Annotated in this window: 13 protein-coding genes and 1 tRNA gene; 5 read left to right on the forward strand and 9 right to left on the reverse strand. The window is 59.0% G+C overall.

Annotated features, from left to right (window positions below; genetic code table 11):
* The first annotated feature begins 234 nt into the window (after positions 1-234).
* The gene (locus J4E42_RS01945; RefSeq protein WP_207284430.1) at positions 235-1491 is read left to right on the forward strand and encodes an OprD family porin; all 1257 of its coding nucleotides are present in this window, start codon (positions 235-237) and stop codon (positions 1489-1491) included.
* Positions 1492-1554: 63 nt separating this feature from the next.
* Here J4E42_RS01945 and J4E42_RS01950 read toward each other — a convergent pair whose 3' ends face one another.
* The 3 genes from J4E42_RS01950 to J4E42_RS01960 form a co-directional block, all read right to left on the reverse strand.
* A complete protein-coding gene (locus J4E42_RS01950; RefSeq protein WP_207284431.1) occupies positions 1555-2019 on the reverse strand; it encodes a RidA family protein in 465 nt (154 codons plus the stop codon).
* Between the two features lie 79 nt (positions 2020-2098).
* On the reverse strand, positions 2099-2848 hold the full coding sequence (locus J4E42_RS01955; RefSeq protein WP_207284432.1) for a creatininase family protein: 750 nt from the start codon (positions 2846-2848) through the stop codon (positions 2099-2101).
* A gap of 62 nt (positions 2849-2910) precedes the next feature.
* Positions 2911-4224, reverse strand: coding sequence for an MFS transporter (locus tag J4E42_RS01960; protein WP_008037095.1), 1314 nt, complete (start codon positions 4222-4224; stop codon positions 2911-2913).
* Positions 4225-4362: 138 nt separating this feature from the next.
* Here J4E42_RS01960 and J4E42_RS01965 point away from each other — a divergent pair, with 138 nt between their 5' ends.
* Entirely contained in the window at positions 4363-5301 is a 939-nt protein-coding gene (locus tag J4E42_RS01965) for a LysR family transcriptional regulator (protein WP_207284433.1), read from the forward strand.
* A 135-nt stretch (positions 5302-5436) separates the two neighbouring features.
* Here the strand turns inward: J4E42_RS01965 and J4E42_RS01970 are convergent.
* From J4E42_RS01970 to J4E42_RS01995, 6 genes are all read right to left on the reverse strand, one after another.
* Positions 5437-5512 (reverse strand) — tRNA-Gly (locus J4E42_RS01970).
* A 67-nt stretch (positions 5513-5579) separates the two neighbouring features.
* The gene (gene pgsA / locus J4E42_RS01975) at positions 5580-6137 is read right to left on the reverse strand and encodes a CDP-diacylglycerol--glycerol-3-phosphate 3-phosphatidyltransferase (RefSeq protein ID WP_008029556.1); all 558 of its coding nucleotides are present in this window, start codon (positions 6135-6137) and stop codon (positions 5580-5582) included.
* Between the two features lie 32 nt (positions 6138-6169).
* Positions 6170-7993, reverse strand: a complete 1824-nt coding sequence (uvrC, locus tag J4E42_RS01980) for an excinuclease ABC subunit UvrC (RefSeq protein ID WP_008037102.1) — start codon at positions 7991-7993, stop codon at positions 6170-6172.
* Between the two features lie 2 nt (positions 7994-7995).
* Positions 7996-8637 (reverse strand): UvrY/SirA/GacA family response regulator transcription factor, encoded by a 642-nt coding sequence (gene uvrY, locus J4E42_RS01985; protein ID WP_008015884.1) that lies wholly within the window; start codon positions 8635-8637, stop codon positions 7996-7998.
* A 126-nt stretch (positions 8638-8763) separates the two neighbouring features.
* Positions 8764-9207 (reverse strand): N-acetyltransferase, encoded by a 444-nt coding sequence (locus J4E42_RS01990; protein ID WP_207284434.1) that lies wholly within the window; start codon positions 9205-9207, stop codon positions 8764-8766.
* Entirely contained in the window at positions 9207-9965 is a 759-nt protein-coding gene (locus J4E42_RS01995) for a carbon-nitrogen hydrolase family protein (RefSeq protein WP_207284435.1), read from the reverse strand. The genes J4E42_RS01990 and J4E42_RS01995 overlap by 1 nt, the downstream gene beginning before the upstream one ends.
* Positions 9966-10591: 626 nt before the next feature.
* On the opposite strand from J4E42_RS01995, the gene J4E42_RS02000 reads away from it, so the two are divergent.
* From J4E42_RS02000 to J4E42_RS02010, 3 genes are all read left to right on the forward strand, one after another.
* Positions 10592-11665 (forward strand): 3-deoxy-7-phosphoheptulonate synthase, encoded by a 1074-nt coding sequence (locus tag J4E42_RS02000; protein ID WP_207284436.1) that lies wholly within the window; start codon positions 10592-10594, stop codon positions 11663-11665.
* A gap of 225 nt (positions 11666-11890) precedes the next feature.
* Complete coding sequence (locus J4E42_RS02005) at positions 11891-12772, forward strand: triacylglycerol lipase (protein WP_207284437.1); 882 nt, start codon at positions 11891-11893, stop codon at positions 12770-12772.
* 83 nt (positions 12773-12855) lie between these two features.
* Complete coding sequence (locus tag J4E42_RS02010; RefSeq protein WP_008029538.1) at positions 12856-13137, forward strand: peptidylprolyl isomerase; 282 nt, start codon at positions 12856-12858, stop codon at positions 13135-13137.
* The last annotated feature ends 101 nt before the right edge of the window (positions 13138-13238 follow it).

Consider the following 13238-nt stretch of genomic DNA (forward strand, 5'->3'; position numbering starts at 1 on the left):
TCCACTTTCCTGTAGCAGTCTTTTCACGCCTTGCCATCAGCGTTGCCTCCAGAGCAACGATCTCTGAATTAAGTTGCTCTTGCTGCCATTGGTCAATGGAGCGAGCATCGCTCTCGACACCGGAGCGGCTGCGAGCGCCACATCCTGCCGGCTGTCTTACCTCCCCCGCACGCGCACAAGCCCCGACAGAGGGCCTACGGGAGAGTCATGTCTAATAAAAACAAGAGTTAAATTATGACCAGAGACAAAGGCAAACTGTGTGTACTGCTGTTTACCGGGGCTGGCGCCAACCTTGCCCAAGCCGCCGACAGCGGATTCGTCGAACAGTCCACCGCTACCCTGCAAACCCGAAACTATTTTTTCAGCAGAGACTTCTCCGATATCCGAGGCTCGGAAAAATCGATGGCTCAGGAATGGGCCCAAGGGTTCATCCTCAACTTCAAGTCCGGCTACACGCCCGGGCCGGTAGGATTCGGCCTGGATGCCATCGGCAAATTCGGCATCAAGCTCGACAGCAGCCCGGACCGGGTCAACTCGGGGTTATTACCGGTCAAGGACGATGGCCATGCCGCGGACAATTACGGTCGCCTCGGGTTGGCGGCGAAGATGCGCGTTTCCAAAACCGAGCTGAAGGTCGGTGAACTGCAACCCAACCTGCCGACACTGGTCTTCAGCGACATCCGCTTGCTGCCCCCGGCCTATCAGGGTGCGAGCATTACCAGCAGTGAAATCCCCGGCCTGACGCTGCAAGCCGGACATTTGACCTCCACGACCCTGCGCAACGAGGCCGGCGAGAGCAAACTCCAGGCGTTGCTGGGCAACAAGCCGCAACGGCAAGTGTCGAGTGATGCCTTCAACTACGTGGGCGGCGATTACGCGTTCAACAGTAACCGCACCACCGTGAGTACCTGGCATTCCCGACTGGAAGATATCTATGAGCAAAACTTCTTCGGTTTGAAACACAGTGTGCCGGTGGGCAGTTGGGTGCTGGGCGCCAATCTTGGTTACTACGACACCCAGGAAGAAGGTCGCAAACTGGTGGGCAAGGTCGACAACCAGTCCTTCTTCTCGTTGCTATCGGCCAAGCTCGGTGGCCATACGTTCTATGCCGGTTACCAGGGCATGTACGGCGACAGCCCCTTTCCTCGCGTGTTTCTCAATGTCAGCGCCCTTGGCAACGAATTGCCGACCTACGAGTTCGTCTCCACCCATGAGCGCTCCTTTCAACTGCGCTATGACTATGACTTCGCGGCCCTCGGTGTGCCTGGCCTGCTAGCCAGCACACGTTATGTCACCGGCGACAATGTGAAGACGGGGATGGGCTATGAAGGCAAAGATCGGGAGCGTGACCTCGACCTCAGTTACACCTTCCAGGCAGCCCCATTGAAAGGCCTCGGCGTGCGAGTGCGCAACGCGGTGGCACGCTCCAACTACCGCACGGATATCAACGAGAACCGACTGATCATCAGTTACACGTGGACGCTGTTCTGATTTCTAAAAACAAGTGTGGGGGCGAATCACTTCGCCCCCACAGGTTTTACTGTTACCCGGCCTTCAACTGACTTCCACGGTCATCTCGATTTCGACACAGGCACCCAACGGAATCTGTGCCACGCCGAATGCCGAGCGCGCGTGTTTTCCCTTATCCCCAAACACCTCGGCGAGCAGCTCCGAGGCGCCGTTCGTGACCAGATGCTGCTCGGTGAAACTGGACGTTGAATTCACCAGGCTCAGCACTTTGACAATCCGCGTGACCCGATTCAGATCACCAAGATGTGCCTGCAGCGTCGCCAACAAATCGATGGCGGTCGAACGCGCGGCCACATAGCCCTCCTCTGTCGTCAGCGTTTCGCCCAGTTTTCCTGCCCAGACTTTGCCGTCTTGCTTCGCGATATGGCCGGACAGGTAAACGACATTGCCACTCTGCGCACTCATTACATAGGCAGCAGCGGGAGCACCGGTGGCGGGCAACTCGATACCGAGGTCTTTCAGGCGGGTATAAACATCATGTTCAATCATGGGTTTTCCTCGAATAGAACGTGCCAACGCCCGGAACTTCCGGGCGCTGGGCTAGTTGAAAAACGTTTGATTCGGTTGTTTAACCGGGTATCGATTCGCGGCTGAAGGCGTCGACTTCCTGCACCAGGCTCTGCGCTGCCAACATCACCAGAGCGCGGCCTTTGTCCGGGGTGGCCAGGGACGGATCCGAGCCCATGCGGCCATCCGGATGGCGTGCGCGGAAATCCAGCGCTTCGCGAATCGGCCCCCACGGCGCGATCTGCGGCGAGTACCCGGCGGTTTTGATGGAATCCGGATAGGCCCATTGGGTCACGGCAATCTCGGACGGCGTGGCATGAATGCCGTGTCCCTCAGGAAACTGCTCCCGCGCCAACTCACCGATTCCCTCCAGATCCCACCAGTTGCACAACTTCAGCGCGAACCCTGCAGGGCGTCGAGCGAAGCTTGCTTCGGCATAGAGCTCCGAGAACGCCGCTTCAATCGATGCGACGTTGCCGCCGTGGCCATTGAGGAAGAGGATTTTTTCAAACCCGTGAGCGGCCAACGAACGCACCCAGTCGCCAATGGCCGCGATGAACGTCGAAGGACGAAGTGAGATGGTCCCGGGGAATCCAAGATGGTGTTGGGCCATGCCGATGTTGAAGGTCGGTGCTATCAGGATGTCTGCCGACTTCTGCGCTTCGCACGCAATAATTTCGGGGCACATCCAGTCGGTCCCCAAAAGGCCGGTCGGACCGTGTTGTTCATTGGAGCCGATCGGGATCACGATGGTGCGGCTGCGTTCAAGGAATTGCCCGATCTCGGCCCAGGTCGATAAGTGTAAAAGCATGTGGGTTCTCTCTTTAAAAGGGTTCCTTTCGGAACACGACTGATCAAGTGGGAGGCGGTTGATCAACCCGCGCTGAATTCAGAAACCGGGCGCTCACGCGGTTGCCGTTTGGTGGCAAGGATCACGAACGCTGCACACAGGAAGACGCAGCCCACAACGACGATGCCGAGATTGGCGCTGCCGGTTGCCGTTTTTGCCCAGCCAATCACCGCAGGCCCCCAGAAGCCGCCGGAAAGCCCGATGGTGTTGATCAAGGCAATGCCTCCCGCCGCCGCATCACCCTTGATGTGCTCGGAGGGCATCGCCCATAACACGGTGTAGGCCATGAACATCATGGCGGTCGCCACGGTCAGCAGAACCAGCGACGCCATCAGGTTGCCGTCGGCAAAGGGATACATGAGCAACAGGATGGCGCCAATGCCCGCAGGGACTGCGCAGTGGTAGCGTCGTTCGCCGACCCGGTCGGACCGACGCCCTATCCAGTACATGCCGCATGCCGCCGCGACATAAGGAATTGCGGCATACCAACCCAGCTGCATGGTGTCGTTGACGCCCTGGGCCTTGAGGATTGCCGGCAGCCAGAAACTCATGGCGTAGATCGAGAAGATGATGCAGAAATAGGCTGACGCGAGGATGTAGATTTTCGGGTCGCGCAACACCGCCCGGAACGAATGGGCTCGCCCCGACGATGTACCGAGTTCACTCTCCAGCAGTGTCCTTTCTTCAACACTCAGCCATCGGGCCTCCGAGGGCCGATTGGAGAGTACGAAATAGGTCAGGATGCCAAGGAACACGCAAGGCAGTCCTTCAATCAAAAACATCCATTGCCAGCCGGCCAGGCCCCCAACGCCTTCGAACGTGGTGATCAGCCAGGCAGACAGCGGACCGCCGATAATGCCGCCGATGGGACCGGCAATAAACACGATCGCAATGGCCCGCGCCATGCGCTTCGGGCCGTACCAGCAAGACAGGTAATAGATCATGCCAGGGGCAAAACCGGCTTCGAATACACCCAGCAGAAAACGCATCGCATAAAACATTGGCACGTTGCGCACAAAGAGCATGCAGGCCGATGTGATGCCCCAACACACCAGAATGCGGCTGAAGGTTTTTCGCGCCCCCACCTTCGGCAACATCAGGTTGCTCGGCAACTCAAACAGCACGTACCCCAGAAAGAAAATACCCGCGCCCGCTCCGTAGGCCGCATCGGACAGTCCGAGATCATTTTGCATCTGCAATTTGGCGAAGCCGACGTTGATCCGGTCCAGATACGCAAAGACGTAGCAAATGAACAGGAGTGGCAACAGCCGCCAATTGAGCTTGCGGTAAAGGGCAGAAACGGCATCACTGCTTGCCGGTGTCAGTAAGGTTGACATGCGAGTCTCCAATTATTCTTGTTGGTCTGCGTTCGTGCCAAAGAATGTTGCACTGGCACCGCAGGCCCAGCAAGAGCAACTAAGTTCGTGTATCGTTGCCCTACAGGCAACACAAACTTTCTGGCGGGAGGGCCCGGGATGCGCGAGATCAACCAACAACGGCTGCGGTATTTTCACGAAGTGCTGGTCCACGGCTCGATTCGTGGCGCGGCGGACAGCATCAATACGTCGCCCTCCGTTATCACGCGCCAGATCAAGCTGCTGGAAGAGGAACTGGGCGCAAAACTGTTCGAGCGCCAGGCACGCGGCGTGCAGCCCACCGAGGCGGCGGCGCACTTGCTGGAGTTCTGGCGCGGTTATCGATCACACCAGGAGAAACTCGAAGACCAGCTTCAAGCGATCAAAGGCCTGCAACAGGGCCAAGTGCGAGTCGTCATCAGTGAGGGCTATGTCGATGCCTTGGTCGACAACGTGCTCGCCCCCTTCTGCAAACAGTACCCCAAGCTCGATGTCCGGCTGGACATACTTCCCGTCGACGACGTACTGAACGAAGTCGCCGAAAACCGTGCGCACATCGGCCTTGCCTACAATCCGCCGCCGCATTCGCAAATCGATTATCGCGCGACGTCATCGCAGCCAGTGATGCTGCTGGTTCGCCCTGATCATCCGTTGGCAGTGCGAGGGGGAACGGCAACCGTCGAGGACATACTCACCTGCCGACTGGTGCTGACGCCCCCCACTTTCGGTATCGGGCATGCGATCAAGATGCTTGAGTACGCCGAGAAAATCGAAATCCGCCCGGCACTGGTCAGCAACTCCCTCGCCGCACTCAAGCGCCTGGTGGCCTCCGGGGATTTCACCTCGTTGCTCGGCGAATTCGCTGCCTATCGGGAAATCGAACAAGGCAGCCTCGCGGCGGTACTGATCGACCATCCGCTGTTTCTGGGCGTGGAAGCGAAACTGCTGGTGAAGTCCGGCCGACCGCTGGCCGCGCCGGCTCAGGAGCTGCTGAACTGGATGTTGCAGCGCTTGCCGATGTTTGGGGCGGGTGACGGAATCAGATTGGCTTCTCGGTGATCTCAGCGCTGTTTGCTGATAGGCGCAATGAAATCGCTGGAATGAAAAAAGAGGCTGATGCCTCTTTTTCTAATGCCAACCAAAAAAAACGCACAAAAAAAAGCGCCACTCATTGAGTGGCGCTTTTTCTGTATTTGGAGCGGGAAACGAGACTCGAACTCGCGACCCCGACCTTGGCAAGGTCGTGCTCTACCAACTGAGCTATTCCCGCGTCTTGGTGGTGCGAATTCTATAGAATCCAGAAGCTCCGTCAACCCCTTGATTCAAAAAAGTTTTATTTATTTTTCCACATCGGTCTTCAGATGCGGCCAGGCAGCCCGCAGGTATTGAACCATGGACCACAATGTCAGGCCCGCAGAGATCATCAGCAAGGCATAACCCACCAGGACCCAGAACGTGAAGTCCGACGGATTGGCCAGCAGGATCACCAGCGCCAGCATCTGCGCGGCAGTTTTCCATTTGCCCAGATTCGACACGGCGACGTGAGCGCGAGCGCCGAGCTCGGCCATCCACTCGCGCAATGCCGATACCACGATCTCGCGACCGATGATCACGGCAGCCGGCAGCGTGAGCCACAAATTACCGTGTTCCTGCACCAGCAGCACCAACGCCACGGCGACCATCAGCTTGTCGGCCACCGGATCGAGGAACGCCCCGAACGGCGTACTTTGCTCCAGACGACGAGCCAGGTATCCGTCCAGCCAGTCTGTGGCAGCGGCAAACGCGAAGACCGAAGCGGACGCCAGGTAGCTCCATTGGTAAGGCAGGTAGAACAGTAAAATGAAGATCGGGATAAGCAGGACGCGTAGAACGGTAATCAGATTAGGGATATTCATCGGCACAACTGGCTACGAGGTGAGGGGGCATTCTACTCGCTGTGCAGATTTGCATAAATCAACTCTGCGAGCTTTTTACTGATCCCGGGTGCTTTGGCGATCTCTTCGATGCTGGCACGAGACAGCTCCTGCAATCCACCAAAATGTTTCAACAAATCGCGCCGACGGGTCGGACCCACCCCGGCTACACCCTCAAGCGTAGACGTACGGCGCGTTTTGCCACGACGGGCACGGTGTCCGGTAATTGCAAATCGGTGGGCTTCATCGCGGATCTGCTGGATCAAATGCAGCGCCGGAGAATCGCCACGCAAGGTAAATTCGTGGGCGGCGTCATTGAGGTACAAGGTTTCGAAACCGGCCTTGCGCGTCGCCCCCTTGGCCACGCCCAACAGAATCAGGTCGGGCACCGCCAGTTCATTGAGCACATCGCGCGCCATGGACAACTGCCCCTTGCCGCCGTCCACCAGCAGAATGTCCGGCAACTTGCCCTCCCCGTCCTTCAGTTTGCTGAAGCGCCGGGTCAGGGCCTGGTGCATCGCGGCGTAGTCATCGCCGGGCGTGACGCCTTCAATGTTGTAGCGCCGGTAATCGGACTTGATCGGCCCTTCGGGGCCGAACACCACGCAGGACGCCACGGTCGCTTCGCCGCTGGAGTGACTGATGTCGTAGCACTCGAGGCGCTGCGGCGGCTCATCCAGTTTCAGCACGTCGGCCAAGGCATCGAAACGTGCCGCAACGTGTTGGCGGTTGGCCAGGCGCGCGCCCAGAGCCTGCTCGGCATTGGTCACGGCCAATTGCTGCCAGCGTGCCCGCGTGCCACGAACCCTGTGACTGATGCTCAGCTCACGACCGCGCAGCTCTTCGATGGCCGCGATCAGGGTCGGGAAGTCTTCGTGAACCACGTTGACGATCAGCTCGCTCGGCAAGTCGCGCTCGGGGCTGCTGACGAAGTACTGACCGAGAAACGCGGCCATGACTTCTGAAACGTCTTCCTCAATGCCCACCTGCGGAAAGAAGTTCTTGCTCCCCAGCACCCGTCCGCCGCGCACGCTGATCAAATGGACGCAGGCACCGCCCGGATTGACGAACGCGGCGATGACGTCGACGTCACCGGTCCCGCCTTCCATGCTCTGTTGATCCTGGACCCGGCGCAGCAACGAGATCTGGTCGCGGAATTCGGCGGCACGTTCGAATTCGAGGTTGATCGCCGCCTCTTCCATGCCGGCGGACAATTCATCGGTCAGCGCATTGCTGCGCCCTTCGAGGAACATCACCGAGTGACGAACGTCCTCGGCGTAAACCTCGGGCTCCACCAGCCCCACGCACGGCGCCTTGCAGCGTTTGATCTGGTATTGCAGGCATGGGCGTGTGCGGTTCTTGTAGTAGCTGTCTTCGCACTGGCGAACGAAAAAGGTTTTTTGCAGCAGGCTCAGGCTTTCGCGAATCGCCCCGGCACTGGGATAAGGGCCGAAATATTTGCCCTTGGCCTTTTTCGCCCCACGATGAATGCTCAGGCGCGGGAACTGACCGTCGGAAAGAAACACGTACGGGTAGGATTTGTCGTCGCGCAGCAGAATGTTGTAGGGCGGGCGCCATTCCTTGATCAGCGTCTGCTCAAGCAGCAAGGCTTCGGTTTCGTTGGCCGTGATCGTCGTTTCGACCTGGGCGATACGCGCCACCAGCGCAGCGGTCTTGGGCGCGAGGCCGGACTTGCGGAAGTAACTCGACAGACGATTCTTGAGATTCTTGGCCTTGCCGACATAAAGCAGGCGTGCCTCGCTGTCGAACATGCGATAGACGCCGGGGCGTCCGCTGACCGTCGACAGGAAAGCACTCGGATCGAAGGTGTCAGTCATTTTCAGAGGCTGGCATCAACCATGCCGTGACGAACTGCCAACAGCGTCAATTCGACATCGCTGCTGATCGAAAGCTTTTCGAAAATTCGGTAACGGTAGGTGTTCACGGTTTTGGGCGACAGGCACAGTTTGTCGGAAATGATCTGGACCTTCTGGCAGCCGACAATCATCAGCGCGATCTGGATTTCCCGCTCCGACAGTGCGTCGAAGGGCGAATCGTTGGTCGGCTGAAAGGATTTGATCGCCAGTTGCTGGGCTATCTGCGGGCTGATGTAGCGTTGCCCGGCAAACACCAGGCGGATGGCCTGGACCATTTCCGGCAACCCGGCGCCTTTGGTCAGGTAGCCCGCGGCCCCGGCCTGCAACAAACGTGTAGGAAACGGATCTTCCTCGCACACGGTGACCGCGACGACCTTGATATCCGGATGACTGCGCAACAGTTTGCGCGTGGCTTCAAGACCGCCGATACCCGGCATCTTGACGTCCATCAGCACCACATCGGGTTTCAACTCACGCGCCTTGAGCAGGGATTCTTCCCCGGACTCAGCCTGGCCGACTACTTGCAGGCCATCGATGTCAGCCAGCATTCGTGTAATGCCTGTACGAACGAGATCATGGTCATCGACTACTAGCACCCTAATCAAGCAGACACCTCGCGATATGGTCTTATTGAGTTGCCGACACCTTAGCAAAAAGCAACTGGCAGACCTAGCGGCAAGCGTCATATAAAAAGTTTCAATACATCTTGAAAGGCTTGTCTCATGCGTGTTTCAGCGATACGAGGCATCGACATCGCGCTGCATTCTCAGGAAACACTCGTCTTCACCGACCACTGCCAGGCCCTTTCGCTCGTATAACGCTTTCGCCGGATTATTTTCAAAAACCGTCAGGCGCAATGCCGGGCGTCGTTCCTTGCACGCCATTGCCAATACCTGATCGATCGCCCAGGAACCGGCGCCCTGCCCCCGGAACGCTTCGAGCACGTGTAACTCACGGATATACAAGGCCCTTGCATCCCGACTCAGGCTTACATAACCCAGCCGTACATCATCACGGACGATCAGCCAGTTTTCCCGCCCCGCCCAGGCCACATCAAAAGCCTCGTCCTGCCACAGCAGATCGTGCTGAATGTAGTAGCGGAGCATGGTTTTACAGGTCAGTTCACGAGCAAAGTCGAGGTCTTGCGATGTCGCAGGACGTAATTCGAATCCCATCAGGCCTCCGCGACGGCGACGACGCGCCCCGTCCAGCTGTCAGCATTGCGGCGAGCAATGACCAGCAGATTGCCCGTGCCAGGTGCGGCAGCGATCAGCGAACCGTCCGACGCCCAGATGGCGCTGCGTCCTGCCGACTCCCAACCCCCCGTCGCACCGCCATGGTTGGCCATCAGCACCGCCATCGAATGTTTGACGGCATAGCCTTGCAACAACGCAGTGTCGGGGGCGTAACCATTTTCGGTGATCAGCACACCTGCGGCATACAGGTCGGCGCCCTGTTGCGCCGCTGCGGCCGCATGACTGGCGTGGGAAAAATCGGCGCACACCGCCAAGGCTATCGTATCGCCGCCGATGGTCAGGGGCGAACCGCCAGTGCCCGGCGCAAACGCTACTTCCTCGCCGGGATGCAGATGCTGCTTGCTGTAGACCTCGAGTGAACCATCGGCGCCCAGTACCAGCGCTCCAATCAACACCGGCGAATGCTCCGACAGACGAACAGGCATCCCGACTATGGTCGTTACGCCGACTTCCTGCGCAAAATCGCGCAACGGTTGCAGCACCGAATCCTTCGGTGCAATGGCCAGCTCAGCCGCCAGCCCGCGCTCGTACCCGGTCAGTGACAGTTCCGGAAACACCAGCAACTGCACGCCCTGCTCCGCCGCCACCTGCATGAAGCGTTGATGCCACGCAATATTGGCGGCCAGGTCTCCGGCGATGGAGATCGATTGAGCGGCGGCGATGGTCAGCGTCGTCATGGTTCGTCCTTGTGACGTTGTGTTTTTGTTTAAACGGCGAGTGTGTCACAACCGCCGACGCACTCAAGCGATAGAAAACGCCGCCAGCAACCAATAGCAATTTCTGATTGAATCCGTGTACCGGCCTCTAGTAAGCTCGGCGCATCCATCGGAGACAGACCATGTTCAACGCCCTCTCACAGCTTCGTTCCGCCAGCGCCCCGCGCTCGGTTGCGGCTGCCCGGGTGAATGTCGTTTGCGCTTCGGTCAGCTTTTATTTTGGGTATTGGTTTAGCCACTGGCGCGCCTGATACCCACACGGCGCCCACTTTAAACGGGTCGCCACCAGAGAATTCTCAACCCCCGGTCGGCCTCCCGACCGGGGGTTTTGTTTTTTCAGCCCCCACACTTTTTAGCAACAACCAGACATTTTGAGGATTCACGACATGAACTACGCCACTTATTACCGTCACGACAGTTTTACCGCCTGGCGATTTAGCAGCCTCCGCTCGGGACAGCCTGCCGCCTCCGATCGGTCACCCACAGGTGGCAAGCACACACACGCAGCCAATCCGGCCAATTGTCGAACACCCCAGTAGGGCCGAGCGCGCGGGAACGAACCCGCCGCCCGCCCAGGAAGCCTGAACATGAACTCGTCCGTCTCTGCTTTGCCGCTGTCCACCCTGAGCCCTGCCAATGAAGCGCTGACCTTGCGCCTGCCGAGCTCATTGCAACTCAAACAGCAACTGCCGCTCAGCAACGCCCTGACCCGGCAAGTCGCCGCCCACCGCGATGCGGTCCGCGCGATTCTCAACGGTGAAGACTCCCGTTTGCTCGTCATCGTCGGTCCTTGCTCGATTCACGATCCGCAGTCCGCCCTCGAATACGCCAGTCACCTCGCCCGCCTCGCCGCCGACGTCAGCGATGAAATGCTGCTGGTGATGCGCGCCTACGTCGAAAAACCCCGTACCACCGTCGGCTGGAAAGGCCTGGCCTACGATCCGCACCTGGACGGCAGCGACGACATGGCCGGTGGCCTGACCCTGTCACGGGAGCTGATGCGCGAAATGCTTCGACTCGGCCTGCCAATTGCCACCGAACTGCTGCAACCGATGGCCGCCGGGTACTTCGACGACCTGCTCAGCTGGGTCGCCATTGGCGCCCGCACCACTGAATCGCAGATCCACCGGGAAATGGCCAGCGGCCTGAACATGCCGGTCGGCTTCAAAAACGGCACCGATGGTGGCGTCGGTGTTGCCAGTGACGCCATGCGCTCGGCCGCTCATCCGCATCGGCATTTCGGTGTCGACAGTCAGGGGCACCCCGCGATCATCCAGACGCCCGGCAACCCTGACACTCACCTGGTATTGCGCGGCGGTCATCGCGGCCCGAACTACGACCGCGCCAGCGTCGCCCAGGTGAACAGCGACCTGACCAAACTGAAGATCCCGGCCCGGATCATGGTCGATTGCAGCCACGCCAACAGCGGCAAAGACCCGCTACGTCAACCGGCGGTGTTCAACGATGTGCTTGAGCAGCGTCTGCAAGGTGATCGCTCACTGATCGGGATGATGATTGAGAGTCACCTGTTCGAGGGTTGCCAGCCGCTGAGTCCGTCGCTTCAGTACGGTGTATCGGTGACGGATGGCTGCCTTGGCTGGGAGGGGACCGAAACGTTGTTGCGTTCAGCGGCGGAACAGCTGAGAACCGCACGCGGCTGACAGGCAAATGACATTCCGGAGGTAGGTCATTGCAGAACTCTGCGCTACCTCCGATTAAAGGACGTCCGGACATTCCGAAAAGAGCCTCCTGCTGATTCGAATATTCGTACATTCCCTATTCCGTTTTCACCCATTCACAGCGGCTTCTTCATACATCGCGCAAACGTCCGAGTGCTTTAGAGTGAGCCCCGGACACATCACGAACTCCCGCGAAAAGGTATGAACATGCAACGGAATGCAAGCACCCTCCACCCCATCCTGTTGGTCCACGGCCTGTTTGGCTTCGATCGGATCGGCCCTTTCGAACTGTTCCATGACATCAAGCAAACCCTCAGGAGCGCCGGCGCCAGGGTGTTCATCCCGCACCTGTCGGCTACGCATACCAATGAAGCACGCGGTGACCAGCTTCTGGCACAGATCGAACGGGTGCTGGAAGGCACCGGTGCAGACAAGGTCAACCTGATCGGGCACAGCCAGGGAGCGCTGGCCGCCCGCTATGCCGCAGCGATAGCGCCGCAAATCGTTGCGTCAGTGACCTCGGTCAGCGGGCCCAACCGTGGCTCGGAACTGGCGGATTTCCTGCGCAAGGCGCTGACGCCTGGACAGCTGCCGGAACAGGTCGCCGACACGGTGGCCACGTTGTTCGCTGACTTCCTGTCCTTGTTGAGTGGCGACCGCCACCTGCCGCAAAACGCGATCGCTGCGCTCAATGCCTTGACCACCGAAGGCGTCAGCGCGTTTAACGAGAAGTACCCTCAAGGGCTGCCGAAGACCTGGGGCGGCAAGGGCAGCGAGCGGGTCAACGGCGTTCGCTACTATTCCTGGAGCGGAACCCTGCAGGGCAACCTCCTCGATGAAGGGCTCAACGCACTTGACCCACTGAATGGGTGCTCCCGTGCTTTTGCCAGGTACTTCACCATCGAGGCCGAGCAAAACGACGGCATGGTCGGCCGCTTCAGCTCTCATCTGGGCAAGGTGATCCGCTCCGACTATCCGCTGGACCACCTGGACAGCATCAGCCAGACAGTCGGTCGGGTTCGCAAAGACATCGACCCGATTGACCTGTACGTGCAACACGTCGAACGTCTGCGCAAGGCGGGTCTGTGAGCCGGGGGGAACTTTGAGGAGAAATAGCCTACTGAATCCGGTAGGCTGAGCACTTTACTGAACATTAGAAGGAGTATTTTTCCATGGCTAAAGCCACTGCCCGTCACATCCTGGTTGCCAGCGAAGACAAGTGCAACGAACTCAAAGCCCAAATCGAGGCTGGTGCCGATTTCGCCGAAGTTGCCAAAGCCAACTCCACTTGCCCGTCCAGCCGTCAGGGCGGTGATCTGGGTTCGTTCGGTCCGGGCCAGATGGTCAAGGAATTCGACACCGTGGTCTTCAGCGCACCGATCAACGTCGTGCAAGGCCCGGTCAAGACCCAGTTCGGCTACCACTTGCTCGAAGTGACCAGCCGTCAGGACTGAGTCATTCGCGTAGTTTCATGCACAACGGCCCGCCTTTTGGTGGGCCGTCGTGTTTCGGGTACGTGATACGACTGGCGAGGGACGCGCCGCTAGCGTACAAA

The sequence above is a fragment of the Pseudomonas sp. FW300-N2A2 genome (assembly GCF_017351735.1).
In the GTDB taxonomy this organism is placed as follows: Bacteria; Pseudomonadota; Gammaproteobacteria; order Pseudomonadales; family Pseudomonadaceae; genus Aquipseudomonas; species Aquipseudomonas migulae.